General features: G+C 69.2%; 14 protein-coding genes. 11 read left to right on the top strand and 3 right to left on the bottom strand.

The genetic code is table 11. The features are described from left to right. The 3 genes from JX613_RS00190 to JX613_RS00180 are packed head-to-tail and all read left to right on the top strand — an operon-like array spanning nt 1 to nt 3805. A complete protein-coding gene (locus JX613_RS00190; protein WP_207099444.1) occupies nt 1–291 on the top strand; it encodes a sarcosine oxidase subunit delta in 291 nt (96 codons plus the stop codon). Beyond that, entirely contained in the window at nt 288–3263 is a 2976-nt protein-coding gene (locus tag JX613_RS00185; protein WP_207099443.1) for a sarcosine oxidase subunit alpha, read from the top strand. Before JX613_RS00190 ends, JX613_RS00185 begins: the two co-directional genes overlap by 4 nt. Before the next feature lie 11 nt (nt 3264–3274). Next, nucleotides 3275–3805, top strand: a complete 531-nt coding sequence (locus JX613_RS00180) for a sarcosine oxidase subunit gamma (protein WP_207099442.1) — start codon at nt 3275–3277, stop codon at nt 3803–3805. A gap of 4 nt (nt 3806–3809) precedes the next feature. Here the strand turns inward: JX613_RS00180 and JX613_RS00175 are convergent, their stop codons facing one another. Then, on the bottom strand, nt 3810–4310 hold the full coding sequence (locus JX613_RS00175) for a lipocalin family protein (RefSeq protein ID WP_207099441.1): 501 nt from the start codon (nt 4308–4310) through the stop codon (nt 3810–3812). A 134-nt stretch (nt 4311–4444) separates the two neighbouring features. Between JX613_RS00175 and JX613_RS00170 the strand changes: the two genes are divergently transcribed. The 3 genes from JX613_RS00170 (at nt 4445) to JX613_RS00160 (ending at nt 8017) form a co-directional block, all read left to right on the top strand. Then, nucleotides 4445–6136 carry an alpha/beta hydrolase gene (locus JX613_RS00170; protein ID WP_207099440.1) on the top strand — a complete coding sequence of 564 codons (1692 nt, stop codon included), beginning with the start codon at nt 4445–4447 and terminating at the stop codon, nt 6134–6136. A 102-nt stretch (nt 6137–6238) separates the two neighbouring features. Continuing rightward, nucleotides 6239–7168, top strand: coding sequence for a DMT family transporter (locus JX613_RS00165; RefSeq protein WP_207099439.1), 930 nt, complete (start codon nt 6239–6241; stop codon nt 7166–7168). Nucleotides 7169–7309: 141 nt separating this feature from the next. After that, nucleotides 7310–8017 carry a peptidoglycan-binding domain-containing protein gene (locus tag JX613_RS00160; RefSeq protein WP_237168257.1) on the top strand — a complete coding sequence of 236 codons (708 nt, stop codon included), beginning with the start codon at nt 7310–7312 and terminating at the stop codon, nt 8015–8017. A gap of 7 nt (nt 8018–8024) precedes the next feature. Here JX613_RS00160 and JX613_RS00155 read toward each other — a convergent pair whose 3' ends face one another. Continuing rightward, nucleotides 8025–9395, bottom strand: a complete 1371-nt coding sequence (locus JX613_RS00155; RefSeq protein ID WP_207099437.1) for a sensor histidine kinase — start codon at nt 9393–9395, stop codon at nt 8025–8027. Continuing rightward, nucleotides 9395–10063 (bottom strand): response regulator transcription factor, encoded by a 669-nt coding sequence (locus JX613_RS00150; protein WP_207099834.1) that lies wholly within the window; start codon nt 10061–10063, stop codon nt 9395–9397. The genes JX613_RS00155 and JX613_RS00150 overlap by 1 nt, the downstream gene beginning before the upstream one ends. 79 nt (nt 10064–10142) lie before the next feature. On the opposite strand from JX613_RS00150, the gene JX613_RS00145 reads away from it, so the two are divergent. The 5 genes from JX613_RS00145 (at nt 10143) to JX613_RS00125 (ending at nt 15054) form a co-directional block, all read left to right on the top strand. After that, nucleotides 10143–11192: an ABC transporter substrate-binding protein gene (locus JX613_RS00145; protein WP_207099436.1), complete on the top strand. Its 1050-nt coding sequence runs from the start codon at nt 10143–10145 to the stop codon at nt 11190–11192. A 122-nt stretch (nt 11193–11314) separates the two neighbouring features. Then, a complete protein-coding gene (locus tag JX613_RS00140; RefSeq protein ID WP_207099435.1) occupies nt 11315–12259 on the top strand; it encodes a tripartite tricarboxylate transporter substrate binding protein in 945 nt (314 codons plus the stop codon). Next, on the top strand, nt 12256–12786 hold the full coding sequence (locus JX613_RS00135; RefSeq protein ID WP_207099434.1) for a tripartite tricarboxylate transporter TctB family protein: 531 nt from the start codon (nt 12256–12258) through the stop codon (nt 12784–12786). Before JX613_RS00140 ends, JX613_RS00135 begins: the two co-directional genes overlap by 4 nt. Then, nucleotides 12783–14300, top strand: a complete 1518-nt coding sequence (locus JX613_RS00130) for a tripartite tricarboxylate transporter permease (protein WP_207099433.1) — start codon at nt 12783–12785, stop codon at nt 14298–14300. The genes JX613_RS00135 and JX613_RS00130 overlap by 4 nt, the downstream gene beginning before the upstream one ends. Nucleotides 14301–14457: 157 nt before the next feature. Next, nucleotides 14458–15054 carry a histidine phosphatase family protein gene (locus JX613_RS00125; RefSeq protein WP_207099432.1) on the top strand — a complete coding sequence of 199 codons (597 nt, stop codon included), beginning with the start codon at nt 14458–14460 and terminating at the stop codon, nt 15052–15054. The last annotated feature ends 81 nt before the right edge of the window (nt 15055–15135 follow it).

The following is a 15135-nucleotide window of genomic DNA, read 5'->3' as shown; positions in this document are numbered from 1 at the left end:
ATGCTGCTGATCCACTGCCCTTATTGCGAAGACAGCCTGCCCGAGCTGGAATTTGCTTACGCGGGCGAGGCGCATATCGCCCGCCCCGCCGACCCCTCGACGCTCTCGGATGAGGAATGGCGCGACTTCCTGTTCATCCGCACCAACGCGCGCGGGCCGCATTACGAACGCTGGCGGCACATCAGTTGCGGGCGCTTCTTCAACGCCCTGCGCGACACGGTCAGCGACCGTTTCCTGATGACCTACAAGGCGGGGCAGCCCCGTCCGCAACTGAATGAGGCCGCCGAATGAGCCGCTTTCGCATTCCGGGCAAGGGCCGCGTCGATCATGCCGCGCCCGTGTCCTTCACCTTCGACGGCAAGACCTATCGCGGGTTGCGTGGCGATACGGTCGCATCCGCCCTGCTGGCCAATGGCGTCCACCTGATGGGCCGGTCCTTCAAGTATCACCGCCCGCGCGGTGCGGTCAGCGCCGGATCCGAGGAACCGAACGCGCTGATCGGCACCTCGCGCGGTGCGGGACGGTTCGAACCCAACACCCGTGCCACCGTCCAGGAACTGCGCGCGGGCCTAGTCACGGAAAGCCAGAACAAGTGGCCCTCGCTGTCCTTCGACATCGGCGCGGTGAACGATCGGGCCTATATGCTGTTCTCGGCAGGCTTCTACTACAAGACCTTCATGTGGCCGAAGTCCTTCTGGGACAAGATCTATGAACCCGTGATCCGGGGCGCGGCGGGTCTTGGCAAGTCGCCCACCGAGGCTGATCCCGACCATTATGCCAGCCGCTACCTGCATACCGATGTGCTGGTGATCGGCGCGGGGCCTGCCGGGATCGCTGCGGCGCTGGCTGCGGCGCAGTCGGGCGCGGACGTGACGCTGGTCGATGAGAACCCGGAAATGGGCGGATCGCTGCTGTCCGATCCCGCCGTGCAGATCGACGGCAGGCCCGCATGGGATTGGGTCGATGCGCAACTGGGCCGCCTGCGCGCCGCCGGGGTGCGGCTGATGACGCGGACCACGGCAATCGGATATTATCACCAGAACATGGTGGGCCTTTGCCAGCGGCTGACGGATCACCTGGACACCCCGCCCAAGGGCGCGCCGCGCGAACGCATGTGGCGGGTCCGCGCGGGACAGGTGGTGCTGGCGCAGGGCGCGCTGGAAAAGCCGCTGGTCTTCGACGGCAACGACCGTCCCGGCGTGATGCTGGCGGGTGCGGCGCAGACCTATCTGCACAAGTACGGCGTCAAGGTGGGCGATACCCCCGCCGTCATCACCAGCCATGACAGCGCATATTACGCGGCCTTCGACCTGGCCGACAGCGGCGCGCGCGTCGCGGCGATTATCGACACGCGCGATGCGGTGCGCCCCGACCTGCTGGACGGCGCCCGCCTGCGCGGGATCGAGGTTCTGAGCGGCCACACCGTCACCACCACCCGGGGCCGTCTGCGGGTCAAGTCCGTTCGCGCCGCCCCCATGCGCGGCACCCATGTCGGCACGGGCCGCGACATCGCCTGCGACTGTTTGCTGATGTCGGGCGGCTGGACGCCCTCGCTGCATCTGTTCTCGCACACCAAGGGGTCGCTGGCCTGGGACGGCCAGACCTTCCTGCCCGACCGCAAGACGGAAGCCTGCGAGATCGCGGGCGCGGGCCGGGGCCTCTGGGGCTATGCCGATGTGCTGGCCGATGGCGCGGCGGCGGGGCTGCGCGCGCTTGAGGGCTTGGGCCGTGCGGGCCATCCCGCGGGCTTCCGCGTGGCGAACGACCGCCCCGGCACCGGAGCCAGCCATACCGAACTGCCGACCGATGGGAACCCCGGCAAGGCCCGCGCCTTCATCGACTTCCAGAACGACGTGACCGCCAAGGATATCCGCCTGGCCGTGCGCGAAGGGATGCGGTCGATCGAGCATGTGAAGCGCTACACCACCAACGGCATGGCGACCGACCAGGGCAAGATGTCGAACATCAACGGGCTGATGATCGCCGCCGATGCGCTTGGGAAACAGCCGCCGCAGGTGGGCCTGACGACCTTCCGCCCGCCCTATACGCCGACCAGCTTCGGGGCCTTCTGCGGATACCTGCGGGGCGAGACCTTCCAGCTGACCCGCAAGACCCCCATCGACGGGTGGGCCGAGGCGAACGGCGCGGTTTTTGAGCCCGTCGCGCAATGGCGCCGCGCCTGGTATTTCCCGCGCGCCGGCGAGGACATGCACGCCGCCGTGCTGCGCGAATGCAAGGCCACGCGGGCGTCGCTGGGGATCTTCGACGCCTCGACCCTGGGCAAGATCGAAGTCGCGGGCCCCGATGCGGTCGAATTCATGAACCGCATGTACACCAACCCCTGGACCAAGCTTGCGCCGGGCCGCTGCCGCTACGGGTTGCTGCTGGGCGAGGACGGCTTCATCCGCGACGACGGCGTGATCGGGCGGTTGTCCCCCGACCTGTTCCACGTCACCACCACCACCGGCGGCGCGGCGCGCGTGCTGACGATGATGGAGGATTACCTGCAGACCGAATGGCCCGAGCTTGACGTGTGGCTGACCTCGACCACGGAACAATGGGCGACGGTGGCGCTGAATGGGCCGAACGCGCTGGCGATGCTGAAGCCTCTGGTCCAGGGCGTCAACTGGGACGACTTCCCGCACATGTCCTGCGCCGAATGCACGGTGGCGGGCCTGCCCGCGCGCCTGTTCCGCCTGTCCTTCACCGGAGAGGTCGGCTTCGAGGTGAACGTCCCCGCCCGCCACGGCCTGACCCTGTGGACCGCGCTGATGGAGGCGGGCAAGCCCTATGACATCACCCCCTATGGCACGGAAACCATGCACGTGTTGCGGGCCGAGAAGGGCTATATCATCGTGGGCCAGGACACCGACGGCACGGTGACGCCGGCGGACGCGGGCCTGGACTGGGCCGTCGGCAAGGCCAAGAAGGATTTTGTCGGCAAGCGGTCCTTGTCCCGTCCCGACATCGTGGCGAAAGGCCGCAAGCAGCTTGTTGGCCTGCTGACCGAGGACGGCAGCCTGTTGCAGGAAGGCGCGCAGATCGTGCTGGATCCGGACCAGCCCAAGCCCATGAAGATGGTGGGGCACGTCACCTCCTCCTATCACTCCACCCTGGGCCATCCCATCGCCATGGCGGTGATCGAGGGCGGATTCGACAGGATGGGCGAGACGGTGTTCATCCCCATGCCCGACGGGGTGCGCAAGGCGCGCGTTACCTCGACCGTGTTCTACGACCCCGACAACACGCGGCTGAAGGCGTAAGGAGCCACGCGATGACCTATGAAAAGCATCACTTCGCCGCCGCCCTTGCCGTGGTCGAGGATCTGGCCCCCGCCCTGCGCCTGTCGCTGCGCGTGAAGCCCGCGCATAGCGCGACGTTGGGCCAGGCGCTTGGCCTGGACCTGCCGACCCGCGTGGGCGCCCGCGTGGCGGCGGGGGGAACCGAGGCGCTGTGCCTCGGCCCCGACGAATGGCTGCTGACCGCGCCCGAGGGCACGGATCTGGCGACCCCCGCCCGCGCGGTTTACGCCGATGCGCCGCACAGCCTGGTGGACATCAGCGACCGCGAAATCTCGCTGCGCCTGTCCGGGCCTGCGGTGCTGGACCTGCTGGCCGCCTGCTGTCCGCGCAACGTGGCGGCCATGCCCGTGGGAACGGCTGCGCGCACGGTCTTCGACAGCGCCACCGTGATCCTGTGGCGCGACGGCCCCGCCGATTTCCGCATGGACATCTGGCGCAGCTTCGCCCCCCATGTCCGCGCGCTGCTGGCGCAGGTGCAAGGCGAACTGGCGGCGGGGCTGTAGGGCATCATCCGGAGATCGGCACGACAGTCCCGCTCTGGGCCGGGGTGATCAGCGCGGACAGGTCGAACCCCTGCGCCCGGGCGGTGGCAAGATAGTCGTCGCGCACCGCCTGCGGCAGGTCGTGGCGGCGGGCCAGCAGCCACAGGTGCCTGCGGTCGGGCGTGCCCACCAGCGACACCGAATAATCCTCGGCCAGGCGGAGGATCCAGTAGTCGCCCTTGGTGAAGGGGATCCAGCGCAGGTATTCGGGCAGAAAGCTGACCTCCAGCCGCGCATTGCTGTCATCGACCGGCCTTGCCTGACCCAAGGCTTGCGTGGGCTTCCCATCCTCGTCCAGGCAGCGGTTGTCCACGCGGATGCTGCCGTCGCCGTCCAGGCCATAGGTCGCGGTCACGTCGCGCGCGCCCCGCGGTTCCCATTTCAGCGGCAGGCGGCAGATTTCGAACCAGGTGCCGCCATAGCGGGACAGATCGACATGGGCGACGGTGTTCAGGGACGGGGCCATGAAACGCTCCTTTGCTTGGCGCCCTGACAACCCCCGCGCCCCCGGCCGGGTTTCGCGGGCGGCCGTCCCGGCAGGACTTGACGCCCCCGCGCCGTTCGGTGCTGATCGGCGCAAAAGGCGGCAAAGGACGGCCCATGACCAACCAGCGACACACCCTGCCGGGGCGCATCCTTCGCGGACTTGCGGACAATGTCTCGGGCGTGGGGCTGGTGCTGGGGGCGCTGTTCATGGCGGCCTCGCTGACGCCCAGCCTGATCCCGCGCGGCGAAGGGGTGCAGGGCGTGCTGGCCGGGGTCTGCTTTGCCGCAGGCTACGGGCTTGCGGTGCTGGGGCGCTGGATCTGGGTCACGCTGGAACTGCCGCTGATCCGGGGGCGCACGGGGCGGCAGGTGCTGCTGGCCCTGGCGGTGCTGGCGGCGCTGATCGTGGGTGCGTTCCTGGCGCGCGCGACGGACTGGCAGAATTCCATCCGCGCGCCCATGGGCATGGCGCTGGCCCCGCCCGAACTGCCGCTGATGATCGGCGGCATCGCCCTGGTGGTGGCGGCGGTGCTGCTGGCCCTGGGCAAGCTGGCCGCGGCCCTGGTCCGCCACCTGACCGCGCGGATCGCGCGGGTGGTGCCGCGCCGCGCCGCGCATCTGCTGGGCCTGATCATCGGGGCCGTGCTGCTGTGGTCGCTGGCCAATGGCGTCCTGTTCAGCGGCTTCATCCGCACCGCCGACACATCCGCCCGCGCGCTGGACGCGGTGATCCCGCCCGACATCCTGCCCCCCGCCGATCCCCTGCTGCCCGGCAGCCCCGCCTCGCTGGTCGCATGGGAGGATCTGGGCCGCGAGGGGCGCAACTATGTCGCCGCCACCCCCACGGCGGACGAAATCGCCGCCGTCACGGGCGGCGAGGCGATGCAGCCCCTGCGCGCCTATGTCGGCCTGAACGCCGCCGATACGGCTGACGAACGCGCCGCCCTCGCGGTGGCGGAACTGGACCGCATCGGCGGCTTCGGACGCAGCATCCTGGTTGTCGCCATGCCCACCGGCACCGGCTGGCTGGATCCGGCGGCGATGACCACGCTGGAATACCTGCACCGCGGCGACGTGGCCACCGTGGCGATCCAGTATTCCTATCTGCAAAGCTGGATTTCCCTGCTGGTCGAGCCCGAATATTCGGCCGAGGCGGGCCGCGCCCTGTTCAGCGCCGTGCGCCGCCACTGGCTGACCCTGCCGCCGGACCGGCGCCCGAAGCTTTATCTCTATGGGCTCAGCCTGGGGGCCTACAGCTCGCAGCAATCCTTGCGCCTGTCCGAGATGATCGACCAGCCCTTCGCGGGGGCGCTGTGGGTCGGGCCGCCCTTCGTCAGCCCCTTGTGGCAAACGCTGACGCGGGAACGCGACCCCGCGTCCCCGGAATGGCTGCCCCGGATGGAGCGCGGCCAGACCGTGCGCTTCACCAACGGGCAGCAAGGGCTGTCGGCGGGGGATCCCTGGGGCGGGATCCGCATCGTCTATCTGCAATATGCCAGCGACCCGATCGTCTTCTTCGACCCCCGATCCGCCTGGCACCGCCCCGCCTGGATGGAACCGCCGCGCGGCCCCGACGTGTCGCCGGACCTGCGCTGGTATCCCGTCGTCAGCTTCCTGCAACTGGCCTTCGACATGGCGCTGGCGCTGCATGTGCCGATGGGGCACGGGCATCTTTACGCCTATAACGACCACATCGCGCCCTGGATGGCGGTCACGCAGCCGCAAGGCTGGGACGCGGCGGGGCTGGACCGGCTGCGGCGGCATTTCCTGCGGTTGCAGGCGTCCCTGGCGGAATCCGGCGGCTGACCGGACCCGCGAAACGGCAGATCTGCACATCCTGCAAACCGGCCCTTGTAGCCCGCCGCGCCGCGCCCTAACCATGGGCCATCCGACACAAGCGGTCCCCCTATGCCCCACCCCAATCCGATGCAGGGCATCCTGCTGAAATGCGCCAGCGTGGCGGTGTTCACGGTCATGGCCGCGATGGTCAAGGCCACCTCGGAAGGCAGCGTGCCGCCTGGCCAGCAGGTGTTCTTCCGCTCGGTCTTCGCCATTCCGGTGATCCTGGTCTGGCTGGCCTTTCGGGGCGAATTGTCGGTGGGCCTGCGCACCGTCCGCCCCATGGGGCATTTCTATCGCGGCATCGTCGGCACCACGTCCATGGCGCTGAACTTCTGGGCCTTGGCGCTGCTGTCCTTCCCCGAGGTGACGGCCATCGGCTATGCCGCGCCGCTGCTGGTGGTAATCTTCGCCGCGATGTTTCTGGGCGAGGAGGTGCGCCTGTTCCGCCTGTCCATGGTCGGCGTCGGGCTGACCGGGGTGCTGATCGTGCTGTCCCCGCAACTGCGGCTGGACGCGCCCGCCGATCCGTGGCGCACCCTGGGCGCGGTGGTGGCATTCGGCGGCGCGGTGGGCGCGGCCCTGGCGCAGATCTTCGTGCGCCGCCTGGTGCAGGACGAACGCACCTCGGCCATCGTGTTCTGGTTTTCCGTCACCTCGACGATCCTGGGGCTTCTGACGCTGCCCTTCGGCTGGGTGATGCCCGACGCGCGCACCGCCGCGCTGCTGGTGGGCAGCGGCTTGCTGGGCGGCGTGGCGCAGATCCTGCTGACCTCGGCCTATCGCTTTGCCGATGCCTCGCTGGTGGCGCCCTTTGAATATGTGTCCATGCTGCTGGCGATCGGCATCGGCTGGTATGTGTTTTCCGAAGCGCCGACGGGCGTGGTGCTGGCGGGCGCGGCCCTGGTGATCGGGGCGGGCATCGCCATCATCTGGCGCGAACGCCAGCTGGGCCTGGAACGCAGCCGCCAGCGCAAGGCCATGACCCCGCAGGGATAAAACGCCGGGAATTGAAGGCCCTGGAACCGAAACGCCTTGTCCGCGCTATATAGCCAGCGCCCCATCCGGGGCACGGACCCACAAGCGGAGGACCATCCGATGGTCAGGACGATGCTTTCAGCGGCCCTTGTCGCCGCATCCTTGACAGCGCCCGCGCCGGCGCAGGACCTGGGCGATATCGTCACCGGCGTGGCGCGGCAATACCTGTCGCAGGAACAGGACCGCGCCGCCTTTTCGCAGGCGCAAGGCCAGGGCACGGTCCGCGCCTATCGATCCTATCTTCAGCAGTTCCCCCAGGGGCTTTACGCCGCCGAGGCCCGCGCCCAGATCCGCCGCCTTGGCGGGTCCACCGCCGACCGCGACAACCCGGTGGCCGGGGGCACGGCGGCGGGCGACACATCGGGCCTGACGCGGCAGCAGCGCGTCAGCGTGCAGCGCCAGCTGAACGCGCTTGGCTACAGCACCAATGGCGCGGACGGCAATTTCGGCCCCGGCACGCGGCGCGCCATCGCCCTGTGGCAGCGCGACCGGGGCTATAGCCAGACCGGCAGCCTTTCCACCGCCCAGGCCAACGAGATCCTGCGCGGCACGGCCGCAGGCAACAGCGGCAGCGGTTCATCCCGCCCGACCGCTCTTGGGCCTGCGGACAGCGAGGCCGACCTGGGCCTCAGCCGGTCGCAGAAGGCGGCGATCCAGGCCGGGCTGACGCGGCGGGGCTATGACACGCGCGGCATCGACGGCGCCTTCGGACAGGGCACCCGCAATGCCATCGCCTCGTGGCAGCGGGCGAACGGGATGCAGGCGACGGGATACCTGACCGCCGCGCAGGCCGACAGCCTGATGCGCTGAGCGGGCGTCACGACGGCGGGCCGTCCGCCCGCCGCAACCGCAGTTCCGCCCGAAGGCCACGCCCGCCGGGTCCGTCCCCCAGGGACAGGCCGCCGCCGAACAGGGCGACGATCTCGGCCACGACGGCAAGGCCCAGGCCAAGTCCCTCGGCCTCGTCGCGCGCGCCCCGGGCGAAGCGTGCGCCAAGCCGGGCGCGCAGGTCCGGCAGGATGCCGGGGCCGTCGTCGGTCACCGCAAGGATCGCGTGATCGTCCCGCGCCTGGACGCTGACCGTGACCACCGCGCGGCGCCCGCCATAGGCCAGCGCATTGTCGATCAGGTTCGCCAGCGCCTCGGCCAGCAGGATGGGTTCGGCCCGGACCTGCGCGGGTTCGCCCTCGAAACCCAGGTCGATGCCCGCCTCGGCCGCGCGGGGCACCGCCTCGCCGGTGACATCGCGGGCCAGGGCGGCAAGATCGACGGCCCCCAAGGCCCCCTGCCCCGGCGCGGCATCCACGCGCGCCAGCAGCAGCAGTTGCGCCAGCACCCGTTCGGCATGGGCCAGCGCGGCGTCGCCCTTGGCCACCGCCTGGCGCATCGCCCCCGGCGTGTCCGCCCGCCCGGCCAGCGCCATCTGCGTGCGCAGCACCGCCAGCGGCGTGCGCAACTGGTGGCTGGCATTGCCGGTGAAGTTGCGCAACGCGTCCAGCGCCGTGCCAAGGCGCGCCATGAAGGAATTGACCGCCTCGACCAGGCCCTGCACCTCGAGGGGGACGGATTCGCGGATCGGGGACAGGTCGTCGGGGGACCGGGCGGCGATGGCCTCGCCCAGCCGGTGCAGGGGGCGCAGCGCCAAGGGCACGGCGATCCAGACGATCAGCGCGGCGCCCCCGATCATGCCCATCAGCCGCAGCGCCGACCGGATCAGGATCGACCGCGCCAGATCCCGCCGCGCCAGGGTCGATTCCGCGACCGTCACGGCGAAGGGGATCGATTCCACCCCGGTGGACACGGTGCGGGCCAGGGTGATGATGCGGACCCTTTCGGCCGCGTGGACACCGTCGGCAAAGCCGCGCCCGTCCCGGTCGGTGGCCGCAGGCGTCAGGTCGGCATAGCCCGTCAGGAAGCCCAGGGGGCCATCGACGCGATAGAACACCCGGTCCTGCGCGGTCGAGGTCAGCATCTCCAGCGCGGAATAGGGGATGTCCACCTGCAGGCCCGTATCCTCGTCCACCGTGACGCGCTCGGCAATCGCCAGGGCCGATCCGGCCAGCACGCGGTCGGACACAAGGGTCGCGGTGGCCACCGCCTCGCGCCAGGTGTCGGCCAGGGCCAGCAGGCCCAGGATGGCGGTCGCGGCCAGCAGCCAGCCCAGCAGCCGCCGGCGCAGCGATCCCATCAGGCGGACCTGTCGATATAATAGCCGATGCCGCGCGCGGTGCGCAGATGCACGCCATGGGGGGCCAGGCGGCGGCGCAACCGGCTGGCATATTGCTCGATGGCGTTTTCGGACAGGCTGTCGTCCAGGCTGGTCAGAGACTGGATGATGGCGTCCTTGGTCACGACCTTGCCCGCGCGCATGAACAGCAGTTCCAGCAGCGCAAGTTCTCGCGCGGGCAGGTCCAGCGCCGCGCCCCCGGCGGTGAACCGCCGCGCCGCCAGGTCCAGCGTGACATCGCCCACGGTGACGATGGCCGCGCGCAGCCCCGCCTGACGGCGCAGCAGGGACCGGACGCGGGCCTCGAACTCGCCGATGTCAAAGGGCTTGACCATATAGTCGTCGGCCCCCAGGTCCAGGCCGCGCACCCGGTCCCCGGGCGCGCCGCGCGCGGTCAGGATCAGCACGGCGGCCTGGTTGCCCCGCGCCCGCAGCGCGCGCAGCACCGACAGCCCGTCCATCTGCGGCAGGTTCAGATCCAGGATGATCAGGTCAAAGCGTTCGGCGGCCGCCAGCGCCTCGGCCGATGCGCCGTCGGCCACGCGGTCAACCGCATGGCCCGCGCCCGCCAGCAGGGATTGCAGCGCCTCGGCCAGCTGTTCATTGTCCTCGACCAGCAAAAGCCGCATCACGGTTCCCCCCTGGACGGCCACGATAGCCGGGCGCGGGGGCGTTGTGAACCGGGGCGGGCGCTGCCATGATCGGGCCATGATCCTGCGCGCGATCCTTGCCCTGGTCCTGCTTGCCCTGCCCGCGCGGGCCGAGATGTTCGTCTATGGGGGCGGGGACCAGATCCTGACGATCTATTCCTCGCTGGACAACCACCTGGCCGCGCCGCTGATCGCGGGCTTCCAGGCCCGGAACCCCGACGTGACCGTCCATTACGAGGAACTGCTGACCGGCGCGCTGAACGACCGCATCGTCGCGGAAACCGACGCGGGGCAGGAAACGGCGGACTTCGCCTTTTCATCCGCGATGGATTTGCAGGTCAAGCTGGCCAATGACGGCTATGCGCGACCCGCCGTGACGCCCGACAGCCCCCGCTGGCCCCGCTGGGCCAACTGGCGCGACACCGCCTATGCCCTGACCTTCGAGCCCGCGGTGCTGGTTTATCACCGCCCCGCCTTCCGCGACCGTCCCCCGCCGTCCTCGCGGTTCGAGCTGGTGGACTGGCTGGCCCATGGCGGCGCGGGCGTGCGGGGCCGCGTCGGCACCTATGACATCCGGCGGTCCGCCGTGGGATACCTGTTCCTGGCCCGCGACCAGGAGCATTTTCCCGACATCTGGTCGGTGATCGGCGCGATGGGCCGGGCGGGGGTCCAGCAGTTTTCGACCAGCCAGCAGATCCTGGAACGTGTTGGCGACGGGCGGCTGCTGATCGGCTACAACATCCTGGGATCCTATGCCGCCGACTGGGCGCGCGACCACCCCGATGTGGGGCTGGTGCTGCCGCGCGACTTCACGGTGGTGGTGTCCCGGGTGGGACTGGTGCCGCGCGCCGCCGCCCGGCCCGACCTGGGCGCGCGGTTCCTGGGCTTTTTCATGTCGCAGGCGGGCCAGACCATCCTGGCCGAAAAGCTGCGCCTGCCCGCCGTCAGCCTGGAGGTCTCGGACGAGAACAGCGCGCGCGCCATGCAGGCGGCGCTTGGCGCGCAATTGCGCCCGGTGCCCGTCACCCCGGGCCTGCTGGTCTATCTGGACCAGGCCAAGCGCGCCCGGCTGATCGACCGCTGGCGCCGCGCGACGGGCGGGGATTAGGCGCCCACCGCCGTTTTTCCGGCCGCCCATGTCAGCCCCATGACAGGTTCATCCTGTTTTCTGGCCCCATCCGGGCTGGAGGGTCCGGTTCGCATGTTCGCATCCTGGGAGGATGACCCACAATGAAGCACACCCTTTTCGCGGGGCTGATCGCCGCCGCCCTGGCGGTTCCGGCTTACGCCACCGATTACACCATCATCGCCCCTGCGGCCCCCGGCGGCGGTTGGGACCAGACCGCCCGCACCATGCAGGAAGCCTTGCAGGGCGAAGGCATTTCCGACAGCGTGCAGGTCCAGAACGTCCCCGGCGCGGGCGGCACCGTGGGCCTGGCGCAGTTCGTGTCAAGCGCGCAGGGCAAACCCGACCAGCTGATCGTCGGCGGCTATGTGATGGTGGGCGCGATCCTGACCAACGCCTCCCCCGTGTCATTGGCCGACGTGACCCCCATCGCGCGCCTGACCGGCGAGTATGAGGCGATCGTGGTTCCCGCAGCGTCCGAGATCCAGGACATCAACGGGCTGATCGAAAAGCTGAAGGCCGATCCCGGCGCGGTCAGCTGGGCGGGCGGATCGGCGGGCGGCGCCGACCACATCGCCGTGGGCCTGATCGCCAAGGCGGCGGGCGTCGATCCCACGAAGATCAACTACATCGCCTATTCCGGCGGCGGCGAGGCGCTGGCCGCGATCCTCGGCAGCCAGGTCACGGCGGGCATCTCCTCGCTGGGCGAGTTCAAGGCCCAGGCCGACGCGGGCACGCTGCGGATCCTGGCCGTGTCCTCGGACGAACGGATCGAGGGCGTGGACGCGCCGACGCTGAAGGAAGCGGGCCTTGACGTGGCCTTGCAGAACTGGCGCATGGTCGCCGCGGCACCCGGCATCACCGACGACCAGAAGGCCGCGATCAGCGCCGATATCGAGAAGATGGTCCAGTCGAAGACCTGGCAGGATGCGCTGGCCACCAAGGGTTGGGCCAACACCTATCTGGCGGGCGCGGATTTCCAGGCGCAACTGGACAAGGACATCGCGGCGACCGGCGCGATCCTCAAGGATATCGGTCTGGTGAAATGAGCGGGACCACCCCCCAAGGATCTGCCGGAACGCGTCGCCCCGACGGGGCGACGCTGGTTGTCGCCCTTATCCTGGCCGCCATTGCCGTGGTGATCTGGCGGGATGCCGCGCGCCTGCCGCAGGCGGGCGGCTATGCGGGCGTCGGCCCCGCCGACGTGCCCCGCTGGATCGCCGGGGGCCTTGGCGGCCTGTCGCTGTGGTCGGTGATCGAGGCCTTCCGGTCCGGCAAGACCGACCGCGAGGCGCAGAATGTCGGCCCGATCCTGTGGATCGTGGGCGGGCTGGCCGCGCAACTGGCGCTGCTGACCACGGCGGGATTTTCCATCGCCACGGGGTTGCTGTTCGCGGCAACGGCGGCCGCCTTCGGCAAGCGCAACCTGGCGCTGACCGTGCCGGTGGGCATTGCCTTCGCGCTGGTCGTCTATCTGCTGTTCGCGGGGCTTCTGAAGCTCAGCCTGCCCGCCGGTCCGCTTGAAGACCTGGTCTGGGGCCTGTTTCGGGGCCATAACGGGGGGACGCCCGCATGACCACCTTCGATTTCCTGTTGCAGGGCCTGTCGGTCGCGCTGGACCCGATGATCCTGCTGTATGCGCTGATTGGCGTGACGCTGGGCACCGCCGTGGGCGTGCTGCCGGGCATCGGCCCCGCGCTGACCGTGGCGCTGCTGCTGCCCGTGACCTATGGGCTGGACCCCGCCGGATCGCTGATCATGTTCGCGGGCATCTATTACGGCGGGATGTATGGAGGATCCACGACCTCGATCCTGCTGAACACGCCGGGCGAAAGCGCGTCCATCGTCACCGCGTTGGAGGGCAACAAGATGGCCCGCGCCGGGCGCGGCGGACCGGCGCTGGCCACCGCCGCCATCGGCAGCTTCATCGCGGGTCTTGCCGCCACGGTGCTGCTGGCCTTTGTCGCGCCGACGGTGGTCAAGCTGGCGCTGGTCTTCGGCCCGCGCGATTACTTCGCGCTGATGGTGCTGGCATTCGTCACCGTATCGTCAGCCTTCGGGGAAAGCGCGCGCAAGGGGCTGATCTCGCTGTTCATCGGCCTGGCGCTGGCCTTGGTGGGCATCGACCAGCTGACCGGCCAGGCGCGGCTGTCCTTTGGCGTGCCGCAGCTTCTGGACGGGATCGAGGTCACGACCCTTGCCGTCGCCATGTTCGCCGTGGGCGAGGCGCTGTTCGTCGCGGGCCAGCGGGGCACCGTCGATGACGAGGTGATCGCCGTCAAGGGTTCCGTCTGGATGACCGCGAAGGATTGGGCGCGGTCCTGGAAGCCCTGGCTGCGCGGCACGGTGATCGGCTTTCCCATCGGCGCCATGCCTGCCGGGGGTGCCGACATCGCCACCTTCCTGTCCTATGCGGCGGAAAAGAAGATGTCGAAGCACCCCGAGGAATTCGGCAACGGCGCCATCGAGGGCGTCGCGGGCCCCGAGGCCGCGAACAACGCCTCGGCCGCAGGCACGCTGGTGCCGCTGCTGACGCTGGGCCTGCCCACCACGGCCACGGCGGCGATCATGCTGGCGGGCTTCCAGCAGTTCGGGTTGCAGCCGGGGCCGCTGCTGTTCGCCACCAACCCGCAGCTGGTCTGGGGCCTGATCGCGTCCCTGCTGATCGCGAACTTCATGCTGCTGGTGCTGAATCTGCCGCTGATCGGGCTATGGGTGAAGCTTCTGACCATCCCGCGCCCCTGGCTTTACGCAGGCATCCTGGTCTTTGCGACGCTGGGGACCATCGGCGCCAACCCCTCGCCGGTAGAACTGTCGATGCTGCTGATCTTCGGCGTCATGGGCTATGCCATGCGGCTTTACGGCTATCCCATCGCGCCGGTGGTGGTGGGCCTGATCCTGGGACCGATGGCCGAACAGCAGCTGCGCCGGGCCCTGTCGATCAGCCAGGGGGATCTGACCACGCTGGTCGGATCGCCGGTATCCGCCACGCTGCTGGCGCTGTCGGCGCTGGCGCTGATCGTGCCGCTGATCCTGCGGGCGCGCGGCAAGGGGAAGGTGCTGAGCCAGCTGGCCTCGGACGAGGATTGAGGGACGGTGAGGGAGGCCCCGGCGGTACCAGGGCTTCTGATAGCAGGGCCGTGTGAGGCCTTGTGGATGACAGTTTTGCGGACTTTTCAGACATTGACCAATGGCGGGCGCAACATGATTGTTCCGGTTATCAGCGCTCGTCATCATAGGCTTTGCCATGCCCCAGATCGTCCGCTACCTGACCCATCCACAGGTTCTGATCGAGCCTCTGAAAGACGTCCGGGCGTGGTCACTGAACGAAGTAGGCAGCAATCGGGTCGCTTCATTGGCTGCCCGGCTCGGATCTCTTTCAGGAACGCGCAGGGTGATCAGCAGCGAAGAGACCAAGGCACTTGAGACAGCTACGCCTCTTGCCTCGGCATTGGGCGTGGCGCTAGAGGTCCGGCCGAAGATGCACGAAAATGATCGCAGCGCGACGGGTTTCCTTCCTCCACAGGAGTTTGAGGCCGTTGCAGATCAGTTCTTTGCTGAACCTGCTACTAGTGTGCGGGGATGGGAGACGGCAGAGGACGCGCAGCGCCGCATCGTGGCCGAGGTCGAGGCCTGCCTGACAGCTCCGCAAGACGGAGATATTTTGTTCGTTGGGCACGGCGGGGTTGGCACCCTGCTGTTCTGCGCATTGTCTGGCATCGGTATAGACCAACGCTTCGACCAGGGTCCGGGAGGTGGCGGGTGCTGGTTCGCGTTCGACTCCCACGTTCGGAGGCCACAGCACAAATGGCAGCCGATGGAGGCTCTCATGACCGGCAGCTAAGGGCTCATGGCTTCTTCCCCTTCTTTCCCGCCCGCCACCCCCGCTTCCATGCTATACTCCCCCCTTGCGGTCACGTTTCCC

It is taken from the genome of Paracoccus shandongensis, from assembly GCF_017315735.1.
Taxonomy (GTDB): domain Bacteria; phylum Pseudomonadota; class Alphaproteobacteria; order Rhodobacterales; family Rhodobacteraceae; genus Paracoccus; species Paracoccus shandongensis.
Note: the sequence above shows the minus strand (reverse complement) of the source record. Positions and strands in the feature narration are given on the sequence as shown.